Below are 18,068 nucleotides of genomic sequence, written 5' to 3'. Positions count from 1 at the left end.
GCTCAGTCCGGCTTGCCGGGCTTTTGCGACTGCTCGCACTTCACCTGGATCAGCTCGCGCTCGTCCAGGGTAGCGCCGATGCGCACCGCGCTCAGGCACCCGCCCCAGACGCAGCCGGTGTCGGTGGAGAGCAGGTCGGGCCGCGAGAGCCAGCCCAGCGTGGACCAGTGGCCGAAGGCGATGGTGGCATTGGCGGTCTTGCGGCCGGGCACGTCGAACCAGGGCACGAAGCCTTCGGGGCCGGGCAGCATGCCGTCCTTGCTCTCGAATTCCATCACGCCCTCGGCGGTGCAAAAGCGCAGCCGCGTGAGCGCGTTCACGATGGCGCGCAGCCGTGCGCTGCCTGTGAGCGCGTCGCTCCACTGCGCGGGCTCGTTGCCGTACATGCCAAGCAGGAATTCGCCCAGCGCCGGGCCACGCAGCACCGATTCGACCTCCGACGCCAGTGCGAGCGTGTCGCCGACCGTCCACTGCGGCAGCACGCCGGCATGCACCATGAGCAGGTCGCCGCCATCGATCTGCATGTGCAGCGCCATGTGCTGCTGGCGCACCCATTCGAGCATGGCTTCGCTGTCGGGCGCTTCGAGCAGGCCGGCCAGCGTGTCCTTGCGGCTGGACTTGCGCGCGCCGTGCGCCACGCCCAGCAGGTGCAGGTCGTGGTTGCCCAGCAGACTCAGCGCCGAGGCGCCGTAGCCCTGCACGCGCCGCAGCACGGCGGCCGAATCGGGACCCCGGTTGACCAGGTCGCCCAGCAGCACGATGGTGTCGCGGCTGGGTGAAAAACCGATCTTGTCGAGCAGTTTCTGGAGGGCGGCGTCGCAGCCCTGGATATCGCCGATCAAGAAAAGTGCCATTGACCCTTGAGGCTTGCGAGCATCTGCGCAAAGCCGGCGTTTTTCTGGGCGTCGGCCTTGGTTTCGAGGATCGTTAGCTCTCGTTCTAGCTTGTCGAAGTTGAGGTTGCGCACGGTGGCCAGCGCAAGGGCTTGTGCGCGGGTGGGGATGCGCCTGCCCTTTTTCCAATCGCTGACGCGTGGTTGTGGGACGCCATGAGCCGCAAGGGCTCGCATGTCGTCGGGGGAGAGTTTGTCTAGCTCTTCAAAAAACATGTTGACACGTCCTTTTCCATATTGGTATATTCCGTTACGGTTTACCAAATTGGTAGACCCTAAAGGTTTACCCATTTTGCCACTTGGAGCCGCCATGCACCAGACTTCTTTACTCGATTGCACGCCCCGGGCCGCTGAGGCCCCGACTCAAGCTATGGCGGCTCCGGCCGGGGTTGGCTCGGGTGCGTGCTCCGTTGGTCGTCCGGCGGTGCATGCCGACGCTGCCGCCCGTGTCCGTGCCTTTCGCGCCAACCGGGCGCGCATCGACTACACCGACAAGCCGGAAATTGCGGCAACGCTCGATGCCATTGCCGACCAGCTGGGCTGCTCGCGCAATGAGCTGATGCAGTCGATCACTCGCTTTGCGTTGACCAATCGCAATTGGAAGCAAGTCGGTCTCTACGGCTCCAAGGGGCTGCAATGAGCACGAGCGACGAGCAGCCGCAAACGGTCGCGGTCAAGGTCTTTGATATTGCTATGGGCGCTTGCGCAGTGCTCTTTGTGTTCGGCATGGGGTCCGGCGCCGTCTATGGCTTTTGGAACTGGCTGTTGAGCAGCCCGTGTGTGCGATGACTGCCGACGAACAGCGCGACCTCAAGCGCCGTGCGCAGGCAGTGTTGCGCGCGCCGATTCCGTCCAGCATCCGCAATGGCACGGCCAATGCCGCCGCCGAGTTCAAGGACTCGTGCGCGGTTGTGCGTGCCTTCGTCGAGCGCGGCACACAGCAGGAGCGCGCAAAGCTCGCAGTGCTGCGCCTGGAAGGCGTTCAGGGCCGTCTATGAGGCTCATTCCGAAGCACCAGCACGCGGGGTACGTTACCCCTCAATCTCGGCCTTGTTGCCGGAATTGCTCGTTCATGACGGGCGAAGAAAACGGGCTCAATCAAGTCACCTACTGGTCATGCCGCAAGCATGGCTTCGAGGTCCGCACGGGCGGCATCTGCCCCGACCATCCGCGCGCCGTATCTGCACCTGGCGTGGCTTCCCCAGTCCGGGGACCGCGTGCCATTGCGCACCAGGTAGAGCGGTCCCCAGTATGGGGAGACGATGACCAGGTCGAACAGTCCCCGGAATGGGGACAGCCTGACCAGGTCGACGGCGCACAGCACTTTGCTACGTGGCCTGGGCGCGGGAACGATGCAGAGGGCTTGCGCAAGCGCGGTGGCCTGACCGTCGCGCAGCACAGCCGCCAGATGGTCCTTCAGATGATCGAGTTCGAAGAGGCGTCCGGCGATCCGCAGTTGCTGCGCGCCGCCGCCTTCCGTCGCCGTTCGCTCGGCATGGAGCCACGCGCATGACCTCGATGACGGCCTTTGAAGCTGCGCAGCGCGTCTTACGTGCCTTCGCCTTTGCGCAACCCTTACTGCAAAGCCAATCGCCGCAGCGCAGCGAGGACGCGGTATCGCCTGAACAGCCGGACCTTACGTGCCCCGGTCATTGCGCGGCAGAGCAGGAAAGCGAAGGCGGATGCCTTCTCCTGTGCTTGTACTTGGCCGATCGCTGCGATCGCAACTGCGCGGGCTGTTCCGTGACCGCGAAAGCGGCGGCGGGGACCCGCTTGCGGGGTGGGGCCGCCGCGCAGCGGGAGCGGCAGAGCGCGAGGAACCCCGATGGTAATCACGGGGAGAGTAATTCGACCGAAGGGGAGGCAGCATGACGAGAGTTGCAGCGAAGAATGCATTGGTCCTGGATGGCAATACGGTCAAGCTCCGCTTGCTGGCTGAGCGCCAATCCAGCAGGGCAATGGTCCATATTGACTGGCTGCGCTTCACGGTCCAGCTGCGCAATGCACCGCCGTTCCTGACCGACAAGCGCGCCGAGTCCACCAGCATCTGGGATGAGGGCTATCGGCTCAACAAGCTGTTGAGCATCATCAACGATCTGCCCGACGCTGAGCGCAGTCCGGCAGGGCAAGCCTCCGACCTCGCAGACAAGGTCTGCATGGCCCTCGGTTTCGAGTTCACCCGCGGTGCTGAACTGCTTAAGGGTCACGACTTCTACAAGCGTCGTTGGTCGATCCAGCGCAATGGCTCCGAGGTCGGATGGGTCGGCTTCGGTGCATCGTCCGACAGCCCGCGCCAGCGCAGTCAAGCTGAGACGATGCACGTCAATCTGTACGGCCTCGCCTGCACGTTCGCGGAGCATGGTTGGAACGAGCGCATGGCCCGCATCGTCGATGACATGGACGCGAAGATCACGCGCACCGATCTTGCGCTGGACTTCTTCGACGGCTTCTCAGGCGGCATCGAACGTGTCAGCGAAGAGTACAAGGCGGGCCTCTGCGACGTGCACGGGCAGCGTCCCAAGATGCGCGATATCAACTGGCTCAAAGGCCGTTCGCGCTCGCTCTATCTCGGCTCCAAAGAGGCGGGCAAAGAAACCAACATTTACGAAAAGGGCGATCAGCTTTTCGGCGAAGACGCGGACAGCCCATGGCTGCGTTTTGAGCTGCGCTACGGGAACAAGCTGCGCTATCTCGACAGCGACATTCTCCGTCGCCCTTCCGATTTCTTCGCAGGCGCTAGCGACTGGCATGCGGCCATCTTGCGCGAGGCGGGCGAAGTCGCTGCACCTCAACAGGTTTCGACGACACCCAAGGCCGCGCTGATGAGCGTCAAGGCTGAGTGTGTGCGCAATGCACGTTGGGCTATGGAGACGGCCGCGCCAACGATTGCCACGCTCTTTCAGTACCTCGATGAAGACCAGTTCCTCGAACTGGTGACAGCGAAGAAGCTGCCCAAGCGACTTCAGTCCTTCTCGAAGTCCGACCTGCAAGAAGCGTTCGGCGAAGCCTTCAACCAATACGTGGTTCCGCGATCTGGCCCAGTCGCGCAGAACCTTCATTAAACCGGGCTCGGAGAAAACATCATGAAGTTCAACAGCGAAGTCATCGTTCACGCAGTCAAGGAATCGTCGGGCACCTATGAGGGCCGCGATTTCAGCAGCTGCACTTTTCACTGCGAAGTGGACCTCAAGGAAAACGGTGCAGGCCGTTCCATCGGTCGCGTGACCCGTCCCTTCAAGCTCGGCGATGCCAAGGAATTCGACAAGTGGGCGCACCTGGGCAACTCGCTGCCGATCAAGGCCAATGCCGTCTTCGAAATGGCTGCAGGCCGCGAGGACAGCGCAAAGCTCACGCTCGTGGAAATAAAGCCTGTGGAGCGTGTCGCAAAGGCTGCGGCATAACTGCCATGCGGCTCATTGTCCAAAGCTTGGCAACGGGGCGCTTTCTCGCTCCGTCGCCCGCTGACGGCCAACCCGAATGGGTGCGGTCGCTGGCCCAGGCGGGGGGCGGTGTTGTCGATGACGCGGAGCGCGCCACGCAACTCGTTCACGACTGGGCCGACTTGGACGACGAACCCGTGATTGTGGACCTCGATGTTCTCGGCAGGGCCGATGACACCGATGAACACCAATCGCATTTCGTTGCCGGTAACGGCGAGAGGGGCGGCTGATGCAAGTGCTGATCGGTTTCCTCTTGGGACTCGTCATCTGCGCATTGATCTGGATCGATGGCGAACGCGCAGAACGTCGCTACCGCATCCAGTGTGCACGCCGTCGCGATAACAGCCGAGTCCCGGCGATCAAGTGATGTGGCGGTACTTTGTCCGTCGAGTCGTAGGCGCGGTGGCATCGCGACTCGTCGGGTTTCTGTTCAACCTGTTCAGGAGATAGCTATGGATGAAGCAGAGGTGGAAACGATGACCTGTGCCGAGTGCGGTCATGTCGGTCCTTCGGAGACCTTCTTCGATTTTCCCGAGGAGTACAGCATGGTTTCGTATGTCTGTCCCGAGTGCGGTTTCGCGGACCTTGATTGATAGGGAGATAGCGATGGAAGACGATTTTGATCCGCTGGCGGATTGCCCGGAATGTGGGGCCGAGCATGGTTACTCGGAGTGGGAGGTGGCCGAGGGTCGGGACGATGCCGTTCGCTGTCCGTCTTGTGGCACTGCGGTTCTCGTAGATGACTTGTATCCGCTCGCGTGATGCGCTTCCTGACCTGCTCTGTCGATGCGACGCCATGCCCGTTGGAAAGCCAGCAATGGCTCCCCATGGCCGAGGCCTTCGATTTCGCGAGCTTCGGTATCACGCCCGAGCTGTTCGCCAAGGTCTATGCCTTCGGCTTCGGCGCGATCTTCACGGCCTTCTGCATTGGGTGGGTGCTCGGCATTGTTGTTGCGCTCATACGCAAAGCGTGAGTCACCAGCGCAGACGGCTGCATGCAGTCGTCTCCGGTGTGCGATTCCCGTTCACCACTTCATCAACTTTGAAAGGAAACATCATGGACAAGATCAAGCAACTCATTGCCCGCGGCTACACCAAGGCCGTGCTAGTTCCCGCAACGCTGCTGACCGCGGCGGGTGCTGCCAGTGCGCAGACCACGAGCAGCGGCCTGGATCAGTTCTTCGACGCCATCGACCTCTCGGGCGTGAATGCAAAGGTCGTTGCGGCTGGCCTGCTGATCGTCGGCATCGCCCTTGTCTTCAAGGGCCCGGACCTTGCCAAGCGCGTCATCCGTAAGGTCTGAGCGATGACCACCGGCGCCCTCATTGCTCTGTTCTGGGGTCTTGTCCTCATGCTCGGCGCGATGAGCGGCGCCGCCTTTGTTGCTGGCTTCAAGGCATCGCTATGAAGCTCTGGCGCGTTCTCTGCGTGTGCTTGATTCTGTGCGTCGGCGTAGTTGCGCATGCCTCACAGATCAACAGAAATTCCGGTCTCGGCCTTAGCCGCACCGGTCCCAATACAGCGCGTGGCACGGTCACGCCAAACGGCGGCACCTTCGGTGAGCTGCTGAACCGGCCTGCCAACCTCAATGGTGGTAAGTCCGATTTCGAGCGCTTGACGGAATTGCCATTCAAGCTCCCGGATATTCCCCCCGATAAAGGGAAAGTCAAAGGCGTCTTGACCCCCGCGAACATCGGTAAAGCACTGCGTGGTGGCGTGGGTGGCTATCTCGCAGGAGAGGCATTCAAGACGCTGGCCGAGGCCGCGTGTGTGCGGCTGATGGGCGGAACGATGCAGCTCACACCGAGCGGCGCGTGGGAGGAGTGTGTGCCGGGTAGCGTGCAGCCTTCGACGGGCAGCGACTATCAGTACAAGAGTCCGATTACTGGCCGCACTGGACCGTGGTCCGCAACCAAGTCCACGGGTTGCCTTGCCATCAGCGATATCTATGCCGAGGACGTGAAGGCCTTTGGTTGGCAGGGAAAGACCTTGTTCGAAGAGGAAAAGTGTTGGCTTTATGTGAAGACGAACCCGAACGGGACGTTCTTTCGCAACGGCGAGACGGCCCCGGCTATTCGAAACGCTATCTGCCCTGCCGGTCAGTATCAATGGTCCGATGGGACATGCCACTCGGAGCCGAACGTCTCGGATATTGCTTGGCGACCGATCACGACCGACCAAGTGCAAACCAAGCTTGAAGACGTGATCAAGAATCCTACCAATGCGTCGAAGGTTTGGGATGCCATGCGAGATTACGCCGACAAGGGCGGCGACTTTGAAATGGATCAGCCCTTGTCTGTCGAGGGGCCGGCGCAGTCGCCCACCAGCACGACCACTACGCAAACTTCCCAGCAAACCTCGGGTGGAACGCAAACGCTAACCACGACAAACACCACGGTCATCAATTACACCTACAGCGGCGACACCATAACGGTGAATCAGACCACCACGAGTGTCACGCGCAATGAGGCGGGCGATGTGGTTAGTAGTACCACGACAAACGGCACGCCTGAGGCCGTTGATGAGCCGCCCTCGGATACGCCGCTGCCTCCAGTTCCTGACCTCTACGTTCGCAAATATCCGGACGGCATTGTCGGCATTTGGAACATGAAAAGCGAAGAGATCAAGCAGGCACCGCTGTTCAAGCTTGCTGCAGACTTGATGCCCGATGTGGGCTCGGGTGGCACCTGCCCGAGTTGGCCGCTCAATCTGGATTTCTCTTCATGGGCGCAGTTCGGCACGCATGACGTTGCGCCGCCTTGTGAGACGTGGGGATGGGCGCGGTTGTTCGTCATCATCGGCGCGCTGCTGCTCGCCCGTGCGTTGATTTTCGGGGGCTGATATGGCTGCAGCATTCACGATGCTCTTTGCCAAGATCGCGGCGGTCCTGGTCTGGATAGGGCAGCTGTTCGTCAAGTGCTGGATCGCCGTATGGGATCTGGTGCGTGATGCCGCGTGCTGGCCTTTTGAACAGGTCATGCAGATCTGCGTGACAGCTGTCAATGCCATCGACGTGAGCGGATTGCAGACCAGCGCTGCGGGTCTGGGCAGCTTGCCCGGCGAGGTGCTGAACATCCTCGGTCTGCTCGGCGTTGGCACGGCGATCAGCATCATCACTGCGGCTATTGGCATTCGTCTTGTGCTGCAACTCATTCCCTTCACGCGGCTTGGATCATGATCAATATCCTGTTGGGCGCGCCCGGTGGCGGCAAGAGTTATGAAGCGACGGTATTCCACGTGCTGGCTGCGTTGGCGAAGGGGCGCAAGGTCATCACCAATCTTCCGCTGTTCGTCGACCAGTTCGGGGCCATCGATTCGAGCTATCCCGCGCTAATCGAATTGCGCACCAAGACGCTCAAGGAATCCCCGGACCTCGATGCGGTGGGGCGCGACGGGCGTGCCTTCGCCAACATCGAAGACTTCGCCGATACCTGGAAGCATCCGAAGCACGGCTTCGGTCCGCTGTACGTTATCGACGAATGCCACAAGGTCTTCCCCAGACTGGGGACGCCCGTCCTGGTGCAGGAGTGGTTTGCCGAGCATCGGCACACAAATGCGGATGTGCTGCTGATGACGCAGAGCACGGGCAAGATCGATCAGTCGATCAAGGACCTCGTACAGGTCTGCTACAAAGTCCGCAAGGCCACGGCGTTCGGCAAGTCAGAGAGCTACATCCGCAAGGTGCTCGATGGCGTCAATGGCGGCGAGATTGCGACCAGCGAGCGCAAATACGAACCGAAGTTCTTCAAGCTCTATCGCTCGCATACGGCGGGCAATGCTGTTGCTGAGCTCACGGCGGATGACGTGTCGCCGCTGCTCGTGAAGTGGAAGCGGGGCACGCGCATCTTCTGGGTGTTCACGCTTGTGGTTTGCGTCTGGGCGTTCTGGCCATCTGGTAAGAAGCCGAGTAAGCCAGTCGTTGCGGACAGCCGGACGCAAGCGCGGGTGACCTCCGCGAAGGCTGAGCCGTTCTCGCCATGCGTCGAGGGTGCGCACATGAATGAGAAAGAGGAGTGCGTCCTCGATGCACCGGACCGCAAAGCCGCCAGCATCGAAGCGACGGCAAAGGACAGCGTCGAGGCCGTGCCCGAGCCTTTCACCGGTAAGCTGGTTCATCTGTCGGGCAGCATGAAGATGGGCAGCCGTGATGTGTACACCTTCACGGTGAGCGCGAATGGTCAACGCGTCATGGATATCACGAGCGACCAGCTGCGGGAGGCGGGCTACAGGTGGCAACCGCTCGCGCACTGCATCGGCGTGCTGCGCTATGAAAGCAAGACGTATCCGATCACTTGCGATGCGCCTGTTCTCGCCGTGGGCTCCCGGGAAATGCCAGTGGTGATTGCGGAAAAGAGGCCGAGAGAATCGGCCGTTGCGGGTGCTTCCGGCCTTTGAAGCTATGTGTGCCTGTCCTGTGGAAGTTGGAGTTTCGTTTCCGGTTACCGCACAAGTCGCCACGCGAGCAGAAGCAGGACGGCGATGCACAGCCAGACCAGCAGTTGAATGCTCCAGTGCCAATCCGATCCCCATAGCTTGGGAGGTTGTGTGGCGTTTGCTCTTCTGAGCATCGTCTCTGGAGCTGGGTTGTTGGTAGCCGCTGACGGCGGGGATGTGTTGGCCTCGCGTTCTGCGCGTGCCTTGGCTTCGCGGTCCTTCCAGTACCAATCGCGGTCTTGAATCCCCATAGCTGCGTCCTCCTGGCTTATGTTGTACAAGTGCTTACAACTATATCGTTTTAGCGAGGAGGCTTGTTTTGTTGATCGGGTACGCGAGGGTGAGCACGAGTGAGCAGGAGACGCGCTTGCAGCGGGATGCGTTGCGTCGGGCGGGGGTTCGCACGGTGTTCAGTGAAAAGGGTAGCTCAGTTGGTGCGAGGCCGGAGCTGCAGCGGGCGTTGGCCAGCATGCGGCGCGGAGACGTGCTTGTCGTCTGGAAAATGGATCGGCTCGCCCGAAGCCTTAAAGACCTGTTATCGCTGCTTGAGCGGCTTGAGGCTATGGGGTGCTCATTCCGTTCGCTGACGGAGCCTGTAGACACGTCTAGCGCCATCGGTGAGCTTGTGCTGCAGATTCTTGGCTCTGTCGCACAGTTTGAACGTCGCTTGATCCGGGAGCGTGCTATTGCGGGTCAGGTGGCTGCGTATGAGCGTGGTGTCCGGTGGGGTGGTCAGCCGAGGGTGCTGACGGATGAAGATGCTGCCGAGCTGGTGCGGTGTCGGCGTACCGGGTTGTTTACGGTCGAGCAGCTGGCGGAAATTTTCTCCTGTTCGGTTTCCACGGTATGGCGGACGTGGTGGCTTTCGGAAAAGCCGACAGCGCGCAAATTACGGACGCGAGGATTGCCTGTGCTTGGCGCTTACCTGTCACCAGTGAAGTAAAGTGCCATGTCCTCATTTTCACCCCCCGTTCATGGATGTTCTCCTGCTGGCCTTGCTGACCACGCTGAATGCGTTGTTTGCGATGTCCGAAATGGCCCTTTCAACCAGCCGGCGCGCGCGTCTGGCAGCACTGGCCGAGACGGGCGATACCGGGGCGGAGGCCGCGCTCCGGCTGATGGAGGAGCCGACCCACTTCCTGTCGACCGTGCAGATCGGCATCACTTCCATCGGCATGCTCAGCGGTATCGTGGGCGAGGCCGCCTTCGCGGCGCCGCTCGCGGTCTGGATGGAGAACCTGGGGATGGGCCGCGGCACGGCCAGCGTGGTGTCCACTGCGGTGGTGGTGACCGGCATCACCTTCTTCACCATCATCTTCGGCGAGCTGGTGCCCAAGCGGATCGGCCAGCTCTACCCGGAACCCGTGGCGCGCTGGGTGTCGCGCCCGATGCGCAGTCTTGCCAAGGGCGCCAAGCCGTTCGTGTGGCTGCTCGCGAGCGCCACGGCCGCCGTGCTGAAGCTGCTGCGCATCGACGCCAATGCCGCGCGCTCCATGACCGAGGAAGAAATCTCGGCCAGCCTGGAAGAGGGCGTGGACGCCGGCGTGATCGAGCAGCACGAGCACCAGATGGTGCGCAACGTGTTCCACCTGGACGACCGCCGGCTGTCGTCGCTGATGATCCCGCGCGCCGACATCGAATGGCTCGACGCCTCCGACACGGTGGCCGAGGCGCTGCAGAAGGTGGCCGACGCCGGCGCGCTCAACCTGGTGCATTCCTGGTACCCGGTGTGCCGCAACTCGCTCGACGACGTGGTCGGCGTGATCAGCGTGGCGCACCTGCTGCGCCTTGGCACCGGCCATGTCGGCGTGCTGGGCCAGGAAGCGGCGCCGGCCGTGTTCGTGCCCGAGACGCTCACCGGCATGGAGCTGCTCGAGCAATTCCGCGAACGCGGCGGCCGGCTGGTGTTCGTGGTCGACGAATACGGCGTGGTGCAGGGCCTCATGACGCCGCGCGACATGCTCGAGGCCATCACCGGCGAACTGCAGCCCGGCACGCTGACCGACGCCTGGGCGCGCGAGCGGCCCGACGGCGTATGGGAGCTCGACGGGCTGATGCCGGTGTCGGAGCTGCGCGCGAGGCTCGGTATCCGCGAGCTGCCGGAAGAAGAGCGCGGGCGCTACAACACCGTGGCCGGCCTGCTGATGGCCGTTTCCGGCCACCTGCCCAAGACCGGCGAAGTCATCGACTGCGCGGGCTGGCATTTCGAGATTGCCGCGCTCGAGGGGCGCCGCATCGACCGGGTGCTGGCCACGGCCGACAAGTCGGCATCGACGATGGACGACTAGGGCCCGAGCCCGTTCACCCCACCAGAAATCAGAAGAAGTCCGCACACCATGAACCCCACCGAAGACATCTACACCGAGCCCAACGCCGACCCCGACACGCTCGCCAACCTCGGGCCGCTGCGCGCCATGGCCGGCATCTGGGAGGGCAGCCGCGGCGTGGACGTCAAGCCCAAGCGCGAAGGCCCCAAGACGCAGGTCTATGTCGAGCGCTACGAGCTGCAGCCCATCGATCCGCAGACCAACGGCCCCCAGTTGCTGTACGGCCTGCGCTACCACACCTACATCCACAAGCCCGGCCTCACCAAGATGTACCACGACCAGGTGGGCTACTGGCTCTGGGAGCCGGCCACCGGCACGGTGCTGCACACGCTGGCCATTCCGCGCGGACAGGTGGCCATGGCCAGCGGCCATGCCAAGGCGGACGACACGCGCTTCACGCTCAGCGCCGAGCGCGGCAGCCTGGTGAACGGCATCGTGTCCAACCCCTTCATCGAGCACGCGTTCACCACGCTGGCGTGGAACATCACGGTGACCATCAACGCCGACGGCACCTGGTCCTACGACCAGGACACGGTGATGCAGATCCAGGGCCAGGCCGAGCCCTTCCACCACACCGACCGCAACACGCTGACGCGCGTCGAGGGGCCGGGGCGCAATCCGCTCGCGATGCCCGACGCGCCGGCCGCCGTGGCGGTGCGGCCAAAGTAGCGGCGCAGGCGCCCGCCGGGCGCCTCGCATTCACCAGCGGATCTTCAGGCCCACGCTGGCATTCACGCCGCTCTTCATGCGCGCGTCGCCGCCCGAGGCCCAGAACTTGCCGACCTCGCCATACAGGCTCATGCTCTGCGTGAGCTGCAGCGTGGCGCCGGCCGCCAGTTCGGTGCTCGTGCCGCCGGTGCGGGTGGCAATGTCGGTATAGGCCGCGGGGCCGATGAAGCGCGTGACGTCCGTGCCGCTGCTGCTGCGGTAGAGGTTCAGCCGCGCATAGGGCTGCAGCGGGCCGGCGCTGGTGGTCATCTCGCCCTTGACCCGCACGCCGGCGCGCACCAGCCAGCCGCTGTGGCTGTGCTGCTGCACCACCGCGCCGATGATGCCGGCGTCGTCCAGGCTCACGTGCTGGTGCACCAGCTGCAATTGCGGCTCGACGATCCACTCCGGCGAGATGTGGAAGCCCTGGCCCACCTCGATGGAGGCCAGCAGGCTGTGGCCCTTGCCCGAGCCGGCCGAACCCAGCGTGGTGGCCGCGGTGTAGCGGTGGCGCCCGGCCTGCAGCACGCCGTCCACGTACAGGCCGCTGTCGTTCTTCCAGGTGGCGTAGGCGCCCAGGTACTGGCTGCGCAGGTCGCTCGAGCCGACCCCATAGCCCTGCACGCCGCGGGCAAAGCCGTTCACGCGCATGTCGCCCTCGAGCTGGCCGACATAGATGCCGACGCGCCAGTTGGGATCGGCCCACAGGTCGTTGCCGGCCTGGAAGCCTGTGAGGCGCCCCTTGCTGGTGGGGCTCACGGTGCCGGCCTGGCCGATGGTGCGGTCCATGCTGATGATGCGGGCCCAGCCCTGGCGGTAGCCCTGCTCGGGCGTGGCCGTGGCAAGGCCGGCCGTGCCGTCGTCGCCCACGCGCTGGTGGAGGTTGCCCACCATGGCCAGGTTGGACTGGCGGAACTGCTCGGGCAGCGCCGCATACAGCGGGACTTCGGCACGGTAGGTGGGCACCGTCACGCCCCCAGGCGGGAAGCCGCCGTCGCTGCTTCGCGGGGTGCCGCCGTCGCCCGGCGCAGGCGCAGGCGCAGGGGGTGCTGGTGGTGCCGGCGGTGCAGGCGGTGCCGGTGGCGCGGGCGGCGCCGGTGGTGCAGGTGGCGGAGGCGGCGGAGGCGGTGGGGGAGGAGGCGGCGGCACGACGATGACGCCGGAGCGCAGGTACCAGTTCTCGCCCGCGCCGGTCGCGTCGGCGGCGTGCAGCCGGTACTCGTAGGCGCCGGCGTCGACGTGGCCGCCTGCCAGGCGGAAGGCATCGCGGGTGGTCTGCGCCGTGGTGGTGGCGCCGTTCATCGCGGTCACCACTTCGATGCCGTTGCCGATGGTCAGCGCGCCCAGTCCGCCCAGGTTGGTGATCTGTATGTTGGTGGTGCCGCTGGCAATGGCGGTGGTGCCGCAGAGGATCAGCCGGTCGCTCAGGCTGGCGCTGTTGCCCAGCGCCGTGCCCAGGCGCAGCGTGCCGTCGTTGCCCACCCAGGGGCCGTGCACCGTGAGGGTGGCACCGGGCGTGCCGCTCAGCAGCGAGACGATGCCGCTGTTGGCCATCGATGCGATCGTCTGGCTATGGCCCGCCAGGTCGAGCGTGGCGCCCGCGTTGACGGTGAAGGCGCTCGCGCTGCTGAGCGTGTCGGCCGCGCCGGCGCGCAGGGTGCCGGCCGCGACGTTGGTGGCGCCGGTGTTCGTGTTGGTGCCGCTCAGGGTGAGCGTGCCCGCGCCGACCTTCACCAGGTCGCCGGCGCCCGAGATCGGGCCCGACCAGCCCAGGCCGTGGCCGTTGGTGTCGATGGTGCCCGTGCCGCCCAGCAGCAGTGCGTTGTCCAGGCTCAGGCCGTCGGCGCCGGCGATCACGCTGGCGCTGGCACCGCTTCCGATGCAATGGCGCCCAGCATCGACGAGCCGGTGTTCACGGTCAGGCTGTTGCTGCCGCCGGTGAACGCCACGGCCGGTGCGCGCGTGGCGCCGTCGCCGCCAAGGCCGCCTGAAATGCTGCCGCTGTTGCTGATGTTCAGGTTGGCGCCCGCGATGCCGGCGCCGCCGGCGCCAGGCGCGCCGCTTGCGCCGCCGTTGCTGTTGGCCCCGCCGATGCCGCCCGCGCCGCCGGCGATGGTGCCGCTGTTGGCAATCGCCGCGCCGCTGCCGGTGGAGAGAAGGCCCACGCCGCCGTCGCCGCCGCCGCCGGGCGCACCGGTGCCGCCCGCGCCGCCGCCGCCCGCACCGCCAGCGCCGCCGGCGCCGCCGGTGATCTGGCCGGTGTTGGTCACGTCGAGGGTGCTGCCGGCCAGCGTGGCACCGGCGCCGCCCGCGCCGCCGCCGCCGCCCGCGGCATTGCTTCGGGCCGGCAGCAGTTCGGACCCGCCCGCGCCGCCGGCACCGCCCGCGAGCGTGCCGCTGTTGCCGAAGCCGAGGCCCGGCGTTGCCGCGCTGATGAAGAATCCTCCGCCGCCACTGCCGCCGCCGCCGCCCTGCGAATAGGCATTGCCACCGTTGCCGCCGGCGCCGCCCACGGAAGAGCCGAAGGCGTTGTAATTGCTGAGCGGGCCGATCAGCACGGAGCCGTAACCGCCGGCACCGCCGCCGCCGGCCGCCCAGTAGCCGTTGCCGCCCGCGCCTCCGCTGCCGCCGGTGTAGCTGCCAGAGGACGCGAAGGTGCTGGAGCCCAGCAAAAGGCCGTAGTAGCCGCCGCCACCGCCGCCGCCGTATCCATTGCCGTTGCTGAAATCGCCGGTCTGCGATTGGCCCGCGCCGCCGCTGGCTCCCTGCAGCACGCCGGGGGAGACGACGGTGCTGGAGCTGCCCGCCGCACCGCCCGCGCCCGCGGTGGCGCCGCTGAAACTCCCGACATCGGCGGCGGAGCCCGCCGTGACCGCGGCGTCGGTCGACGATCCGCCGTCGCCGCCATGCGCTGCAACGGAGGTGTCATTGAGTCCGCCCGCGCCGCCGCTGCCGTTGCTGCCGCCGGTGCCGGCGTGCAGCGCGCTGTCCACCGGCTGGCCGCCTGCGCCGCCCTGGGCCAGGGTCGGGCCGGCACCCAGGCACAGCACCGCCATGGCAACGGCATGCAGGCCGGTCGTGCGCACATGGCCGCGTGCGATTTCCGGCGCGGCCACCCATGCGCCGAGCGCCGGATTCCAGAGGGTTCGGAAGGTCTTGTTCATGGATTTACCTTTTTCACGGCTTGTTTCCCCTAAGTGATCTGCCAACTGGCGACGCCTGCGGTCCATGGCGGACCCAGGCGTTTTCCCGTGAAATCACTGTAGGAATTGCGGCGCCCGCGCACATGAGCGGTGCGTCCCTTCTGCGGGGAGACAAGCGTCCCGACCGCGCGCGCCCCAACCATGACAAAGCGCCTGCCGGCCGGGCTGCCTCTTGTCCTACAGGAAAGATGCGGCCCAGCCGCGAGGATCGAGGGCATGAGCAAATCGATCTTTGCGTGGGCGAGTGCGGCCGCGTGCTGCTGCGCCATCGCCACCGCCGCAATGGCGGAGCCGGTGAAACTGCCCCTGGACAGCGACGACAAGGGCACCGTCTACGTGGCGCCCAACATCAATTCCACCGAAACCTCGGCCTACACCAAGGGCGCGACCGTTGGCGTGCAGCGGCCCGACGGCAGCGGCAGCTATATCGGCACCGATACCTCCACGCCGCGGCCCACCTATTCGCTGGGCGCGAGCACGGGCGGCAATGTGTCGCTCACGGGCGGCGTGCTGACGGATGGCAAGGCCAACAACGGCGTGAAGGCCGGTGTGACCATCAAGTACTGAGCTTTACCGGGCGATGTTCAGACGAAGCTGCCGTACACGATGAAGCCGTCGTGCGTGGCCACCTTGTCGTAGAGCGCGCGCCCGGCGATGTTGGTGGTGTGCGTCTGCCAGTAGACGCGGTGCGCGCCCACGCGCTTCACATGCGCGTACACGCCTTCGATCAGCTGCCGCCCCACGCCGCGGCCGCGCTCCGAGGGCAGCGTGAACAGGTCCTGCAGGTAGCAGTTCGGCTCGATGCGCGTGGTGCTGCGGTGAAACAGATAGTGGGTGAGGCCCACCAGCTGGCCGTCGCGCTCGGCCACCAGCGCGTGCACCGGCTCGTAGGCATCGAAGAAGCGCTGCCACGTCACCTGCGTGATCTCGTCGGGCAGGGCCGTGGGGCCCTCGCGCTTGTAGAAGGCGTTGTAGCCGTCCCACAGTGGCTTCCATGCCGCGTAGTCGTCGGGCGCCGGAGGGCGGATCAGGAGCGAAGAGGTCGTCATGCGTCGGTAGCTTGCACGTTGAAAACATGCAATTCCAACACGGCGCGGCTCAGCGCGCGAAGAAAAGGCCCGAGGCCCTGCTCGCCGTGCCGCTACTTCTCGTCGCGCAGCCAGTACCACTTGTAGAGCATGCGCTGGCCGATGCGGCGAAACGGCGCGAAGGCGGGCGATTCCACCAGCCCCAGCACATTGGGAAAGGGCAGCGCGGACTTGTAGATCGGAAGCTCGAACACCTCCTTGCCCGTGTCCTTGCCGGCCACGCGCTCGGCCAGCCGCTTGCCGGCCCAGGTCGAGAAGGACACGCCGTTGCCGCCGTAGCCCACCGCATACCAGATCTTCCGGTCCGCCTCGGGCTGCGTGATGCGCGGCATCATGTCGTGGCTCATGTCGACCCAGCCCCACCACGAGTAGTCGATGCGGATGCCCGCGAGCGGCGGGAACTTGCGCGCGATGGCATCGGTGAGCAGCTTCAGGTGCACCGGGTGCTCGGCGTCGGCGCCGCTCACCGAACTGCGGCTGCCGATCTGCAGCCGGTTGCCCTTGAGCAGCCGGTAGTAGAAGCGCAGCGTGCGCGTGTCGGTCAGGAAGGTCAGCGACCTGAAGTTGGTGGCCTGCAGCTCGGCCTCGGTGAGCGGGCGCGTGACCACCGAGTTGGAGAGGATCGGCATGATGCGGTTCTTCAGGAGCGGGCTCAGCGCCTGCCCGGTGTAGCCGCCGGTGCACACCGCCACGCGGCGCGCGCGCACCACGCCGCCGGGCGTCTGCAGGTGGTGCACGCCGTCGATGGTCTGCCAGCCCTGCACGGGGCTCGAGGTGTGCACCTTCACGCCCAGCGCGCGGGCCTTGCGCATCAGGCCGAAGGTGAACTTCAGCGGGTGGATGCCCACGCCTTCGGGCTCGAACATGGCGCCGGCCGCCTCGCGCTCGTCGCAGTAGTCGCGCCGCACTTCTTCGGCCGTCAGCATGCGCGTGGCGTAGCCGAACTGCTCGCGCATCACGCGGGCCTCAGCGTCGAGCACCGCGAGCTTTTCGGGCCGGTGCGCCAGGTAGAGATGGCCGCCATCGAAGGCGTCGCAGTCGATCTGCGTGGTCAGGTGCTTGAAATTCTCGAAGCCGCCGCGGATCTCGGCGTCGAGCCGCCGGGCGGTGTCCAGGCCCCAGCGCTGGATCCACTGCGAGCGCTTGAGCCGGCCGCTCGCGTTCTGCCCCTGGCCGCCGCTGCGGCTGGAGCAGCCCCACGACGCCTGGTTGGCCTCGAGCACCGTCGCCTGGATGCCGTGCTCCTGCGCCAGGTAGAGCGCGGTCGACATGCCGGTGGCACCCGAGCCGATGATGGCCACGTCGACATCGATGTCGCGCACGAGCGGCCCGTCGTCCTCGGGCGGCGTGCCGGCGCTGGCCACCCACCAGGTGGGCGCATAGGCGCGGCCGGCGCCGGGATCGGGCGCGACCAGCGGGTCGTAGCGCGGGTCGTAGGGCCGGCTCGGGGGTTGCGGCTGCGGTTGCGGGGCGGAGAAGGAGGCAGTGCCGGACAGGGTCATGATGCGGGAGCTCCCGGAACGGCGGGCCTAGCGGGCCGCCGGCAGGTTGGGGCGGGCCTTGCGGAACACGTTCTTCAGGTGGATCTTTCCGCCCCTGAAGGTGAAGACGTCGATGCCATCGGCCTCGATGCGGCTGCCGTCGGAAGCGGTGCCCGTAAAGGTCCACTGCGAGGTGCCGAAATCGCCGTGCACGAAATGCCGGCCATTGATCCACTGCGCATCGGGCACCGCCTGCCATGCCGCCGCGAAGGCCTTTCGCACCGCCTCGGTGCCCACGTGGCGGGTGCCGCAGGCGTCGGGGCCGGCGGCGGTCTGGAAGATGCAGTCCTCGGTCATGAAGCCCATCAGCGCGTCGATGTCGTGGCGGTTCCATGCATCGCTGAACGCGGCCAGGGTTTCGGTGCTGACGGAAGAAGTAGAAGAAGAGGAAGAAGAAGGCTGTGCGGTCACGCGGGGCTCCGGGATTGAATGGCG

General features: G+C 65.5%; 23 protein-coding genes and 1 pseudogene. 18 read left to right on the top strand and 6 right to left on the bottom strand.

What is annotated here, in order from left to right:
* Positions 1-2: 2 nt before the first annotated feature.
* Complete coding sequence (locus ACAM58_RS18830; protein WP_369663285.1) at positions 3-854, bottom strand: symmetrical bis(5'-nucleosyl)-tetraphosphatase; 852 nt, start codon at positions 852-854, stop codon at positions 3-5.
* Positions 839-1,108 carry a hypothetical protein gene (locus ACAM58_RS18825; protein WP_369663284.1) on the bottom strand — a complete coding sequence of 90 codons (270 nt, stop codon included), beginning with the start codon at positions 1,106-1,108 and terminating at the stop codon, positions 839-841. Before ACAM58_RS18825 ends, ACAM58_RS18830 begins: the two co-directional genes overlap by 16 nt.
* Positions 1,109-1,202: 94 nt before the next feature.
* Between ACAM58_RS18825 and ACAM58_RS18820 the strand changes: the two genes are divergently transcribed.
* The 17 genes from ACAM58_RS18820 to ACAM58_RS18740 all read left to right on the top strand — a co-directional run bounded on the left by ACAM58_RS18820 (position 1,203) and on the right by ACAM58_RS18740 (position 11,762).
* A complete protein-coding gene (locus tag ACAM58_RS18820) occupies positions 1,203-1,532 on the top strand; it encodes a hypothetical protein (protein WP_369663283.1) in 330 nt (109 codons plus the stop codon).
* Positions 1,529-1,681 (top strand): hypothetical protein, encoded by a 153-nt coding sequence (locus ACAM58_RS18815; protein ID WP_369663282.1) that lies wholly within the window; start codon positions 1,529-1,531, stop codon positions 1,679-1,681. Before ACAM58_RS18820 ends, ACAM58_RS18815 begins: the two co-directional genes overlap by 4 nt.
* Complete coding sequence (locus ACAM58_RS18810) at positions 1,678-1,890, top strand: hypothetical protein (RefSeq protein ID WP_369663281.1); 213 nt, start codon at positions 1,678-1,680, stop codon at positions 1,888-1,890. The genes ACAM58_RS18815 and ACAM58_RS18810 overlap by 4 nt, the downstream gene beginning before the upstream one ends.
* Positions 1,891-1,964: 74 nt before the next feature.
* Positions 1,965-2,405, top strand: a complete 441-nt coding sequence (locus tag ACAM58_RS18805) for a hypothetical protein (protein ID WP_369663280.1) — start codon at positions 1,965-1,967, stop codon at positions 2,403-2,405.
* A 355-nt stretch (positions 2,406-2,760) separates the two neighbouring features.
* Positions 2,761-3,954, top strand: a complete 1,194-nt coding sequence (locus ACAM58_RS18800) for a replication initiation factor domain-containing protein (protein ID WP_369663279.1) — start codon at positions 2,761-2,763, stop codon at positions 3,952-3,954.
* Between the two features lie 21 nt (positions 3,955-3,975).
* Entirely contained in the window at positions 3,976-4,293 is a 318-nt protein-coding gene (locus ACAM58_RS18795; RefSeq protein WP_369663278.1) for a hypothetical protein, read from the top strand.
* 5 nt (positions 4,294-4,298) lie between these two features.
* A complete protein-coding gene (locus tag ACAM58_RS18790; protein ID WP_369663277.1) occupies positions 4,299-4,562 on the top strand; it encodes a hypothetical protein in 264 nt (87 codons plus the stop codon).
* Positions 4,562-4,699, top strand: coding sequence for a hypothetical protein (locus ACAM58_RS18785; protein ID WP_369663276.1), 138 nt, complete (start codon positions 4,562-4,564; stop codon positions 4,697-4,699). The genes ACAM58_RS18790 and ACAM58_RS18785 overlap by 1 nt, the downstream gene beginning before the upstream one ends.
* 85 nt (positions 4,700-4,784) lie before the next feature.
* Positions 4,785-4,925 carry a hypothetical protein gene (locus ACAM58_RS18780; RefSeq protein ID WP_369663275.1) on the top strand — a complete coding sequence of 47 codons (141 nt, stop codon included), beginning with the start codon at positions 4,785-4,787 and terminating at the stop codon, positions 4,923-4,925.
* A gap of 168 nt (positions 4,926-5,093) precedes the next feature.
* On the top strand, positions 5,094-5,306 hold the full coding sequence (locus ACAM58_RS18775; RefSeq protein ID WP_369663274.1) for a hypothetical protein: 213 nt from the start codon (positions 5,094-5,096) through the stop codon (positions 5,304-5,306).
* 83 nt (positions 5,307-5,389) lie between these two features.
* Entirely contained in the window at positions 5,390-5,635 is a 246-nt protein-coding gene (locus tag ACAM58_RS18770) for a hypothetical protein (RefSeq protein WP_369663273.1), read from the top strand.
* A 101-nt stretch (positions 5,636-5,736) separates the two neighbouring features.
* Positions 5,737-7,173 (top strand): hypothetical protein, encoded by a 1,437-nt coding sequence (locus ACAM58_RS18765; RefSeq protein WP_369663272.1) that lies wholly within the window; start codon positions 5,737-5,739, stop codon positions 7,171-7,173.
* A gap of 1 nt (position 7,174) precedes the next feature.
* Positions 7,175-7,510, top strand: a complete 336-nt coding sequence (locus tag ACAM58_RS18760; RefSeq protein ID WP_369663271.1) for a DUF2523 family protein — start codon at positions 7,175-7,177, stop codon at positions 7,508-7,510.
* Positions 7,507-8,727 carry a zonular occludens toxin domain-containing protein gene (locus tag ACAM58_RS18755; protein ID WP_369663270.1) on the top strand — a complete coding sequence of 407 codons (1,221 nt, stop codon included), beginning with the start codon at positions 7,507-7,509 and terminating at the stop codon, positions 8,725-8,727. The genes ACAM58_RS18760 and ACAM58_RS18755 overlap by 4 nt, the downstream gene beginning before the upstream one ends.
* A 358-nt stretch (positions 8,728-9,085) precedes the next feature.
* Complete coding sequence (locus tag ACAM58_RS18750) at positions 9,086-9,709, top strand: recombinase family protein (protein ID WP_369663269.1); 624 nt, start codon at positions 9,086-9,088, stop codon at positions 9,707-9,709.
* A 31-nt stretch (positions 9,710-9,740) separates the two neighbouring features.
* Positions 9,741-11,054 (top strand): hemolysin family protein, encoded by a 1,314-nt coding sequence (locus ACAM58_RS18745; RefSeq protein ID WP_015866631.1) that lies wholly within the window; start codon positions 9,741-9,743, stop codon positions 11,052-11,054.
* Positions 11,055-11,102: 48 nt separating this feature from the next.
* Positions 11,103-11,762 carry an FABP family protein gene (locus ACAM58_RS18740; RefSeq protein ID WP_018907427.1) on the top strand — a complete coding sequence of 220 codons (660 nt, stop codon included), beginning with the start codon at positions 11,103-11,105 and terminating at the stop codon, positions 11,760-11,762.
* A 30-nt stretch (positions 11,763-11,792) separates the two neighbouring features.
* On the opposite strand, the pseudogene ACAM58_RS18735 reads toward ACAM58_RS18740, so the two are convergent.
* A pseudogene (locus ACAM58_RS18735) lies at positions 11,793-14,965 on the bottom strand (autotransporter outer membrane beta-barrel domain-containing protein).
* A 255-nt stretch (positions 14,966-15,220) separates the two neighbouring features.
* Between ACAM58_RS18735 and ACAM58_RS18730 the strand changes: the two are divergent.
* Positions 15,221-15,571 (top strand): hypothetical protein, encoded by a 351-nt coding sequence (locus ACAM58_RS18730; RefSeq protein WP_015866628.1) that lies wholly within the window; start codon positions 15,221-15,223, stop codon positions 15,569-15,571.
* Positions 15,572-15,588: 17 nt separating this feature from the next.
* Here ACAM58_RS18730 and ACAM58_RS18725 read toward each other — a convergent pair whose 3' ends face one another.
* From ACAM58_RS18725 to ACAM58_RS18715, 3 genes are all read right to left on the bottom strand, one after another.
* Positions 15,589-16,053: an N-acetyltransferase family protein gene (locus ACAM58_RS18725; protein WP_369663268.1), complete on the bottom strand. Its 465-nt coding sequence runs from the start codon at positions 16,051-16,053 to the stop codon at positions 15,589-15,591.
* 92 nt (positions 16,054-16,145) lie between these two features.
* Positions 16,146-17,594, bottom strand: coding sequence for an NAD(P)/FAD-dependent oxidoreductase (locus ACAM58_RS18720; protein ID WP_369663267.1), 1,449 nt, complete (start codon positions 17,592-17,594; stop codon positions 16,146-16,148).
* Between the two features lie 27 nt (positions 17,595-17,621).
* Positions 17,622-18,044 carry a nuclear transport factor 2 family protein gene (locus tag ACAM58_RS18715; RefSeq protein WP_018907431.1) on the bottom strand — a complete coding sequence of 141 codons (423 nt, stop codon included), beginning with the start codon at positions 18,042-18,044 and terminating at the stop codon, positions 17,622-17,624.
* Positions 18,045-18,068 lie beyond the last annotated feature (24 nt).

It is taken from the genome of Variovorax sp. V116, from assembly GCF_041154435.1.
Taxonomy (GTDB): domain Bacteria; phylum Pseudomonadota; class Gammaproteobacteria; order Burkholderiales; family Burkholderiaceae_C; genus Variovorax; species Variovorax paradoxus.
The sequence above is the reverse complement of the archived record's forward strand: the minus strand, read 5'-3'. Positions and strand labels throughout refer to the sequence as shown.

Bases quoted from the DNA above. Each gene is read 5' to 3' on its own strand.
- ACAM58_RS18825 (WP_369663284.1), bottom strand. From the start codon at position 1,108: ATGTTTTTTGAAGAGCTAGACAAACTCTCCCCCGACGACATGCGAGCC.
- ACAM58_RS18740 (WP_018907427.1), top strand. From the start codon at position 11,103: ATGAACCCCACCGAAGACATCTACACCGAGCCCAACGCCGACCCCGAC.
- ACAM58_RS18775 (WP_369663274.1), top strand. From the start codon at position 5,094: ATGCGCTTCCTGACCTGCTCTGTCGATGCGACGCCATGCCCGTTGGAA.
- ACAM58_RS18795 (WP_369663278.1), top strand. From the start codon at position 3,976: ATGAAGTTCAACAGCGAAGTCATCGTTCACGCAGTCAAGGAATCGTCG.
- ACAM58_RS18805 (WP_369663280.1), top strand. From the start codon at position 1,965: ATGACGGGCGAAGAAAACGGGCTCAATCAAGTCACCTACTGGTCATGC.
- ACAM58_RS18765 (WP_369663272.1), top strand. From the start codon at position 5,737: ATGAAGCTCTGGCGCGTTCTCTGCGTGTGCTTGATTCTGTGCGTCGGC.
- ACAM58_RS18810 (WP_369663281.1), top strand. From the start codon at position 1,678: ATGACTGCCGACGAACAGCGCGACCTCAAGCGCCGTGCGCAGGCAGTG.
- ACAM58_RS18800 (WP_369663279.1), top strand. From the start codon at position 2,761: ATGACGAGAGTTGCAGCGAAGAATGCATTGGTCCTGGATGGCAATACG.
- ACAM58_RS18770 (WP_369663273.1), top strand. From the start codon at position 5,390: ATGGACAAGATCAAGCAACTCATTGCCCGCGGCTACACCAAGGCCGTG.
- ACAM58_RS18815 (WP_369663282.1), top strand. From the start codon at position 1,529: ATGAGCACGAGCGACGAGCAGCCGCAAACGGTCGCGGTCAAGGTCTTT.
- ACAM58_RS18785 (WP_369663276.1), top strand. From the start codon at position 4,562: ATGCAAGTGCTGATCGGTTTCCTCTTGGGACTCGTCATCTGCGCATTG.
- ACAM58_RS18780 (WP_369663275.1), top strand. From the start codon at position 4,785: ATGGATGAAGCAGAGGTGGAAACGATGACCTGTGCCGAGTGCGGTCAT.
- ACAM58_RS18820 (WP_369663283.1), top strand. From the start codon at position 1,203: ATGCACCAGACTTCTTTACTCGATTGCACGCCCCGGGCCGCTGAGGCC.
- ACAM58_RS18760 (WP_369663271.1), top strand. From the start codon at position 7,175: ATGGCTGCAGCATTCACGATGCTCTTTGCCAAGATCGCGGCGGTCCTG.
- ACAM58_RS18790 (WP_369663277.1), top strand. From the start codon at position 4,299: ATGCGGCTCATTGTCCAAAGCTTGGCAACGGGGCGCTTTCTCGCTCCG.
- ACAM58_RS18730 (WP_015866628.1), top strand. From the start codon at position 15,221: ATGAGCAAATCGATCTTTGCGTGGGCGAGTGCGGCCGCGTGCTGCTGC.
- ACAM58_RS18755 (WP_369663270.1), top strand. From the start codon at position 7,507: ATGATCAATATCCTGTTGGGCGCGCCCGGTGGCGGCAAGAGTTATGAA.
- ACAM58_RS18745 (WP_015866631.1), top strand. From the start codon at position 9,741: ATGGATGTTCTCCTGCTGGCCTTGCTGACCACGCTGAATGCGTTGTTT.
- ACAM58_RS18830 (WP_369663285.1), bottom strand. From the start codon at position 854: ATGGCACTTTTCTTGATCGGCGATATCCAGGGCTGCGACGCCGCCCTC.
- ACAM58_RS18725 (WP_369663268.1), bottom strand. From the start codon at position 16,053: ATGACGACCTCTTCGCTCCTGATCCGCCCTCCGGCGCCCGACGACTAC.
- ACAM58_RS18720 (WP_369663267.1), bottom strand. From the start codon at position 17,594: ATGACCCTGTCCGGCACTGCCTCCTTCTCCGCCCCGCAACCGCAGCCG.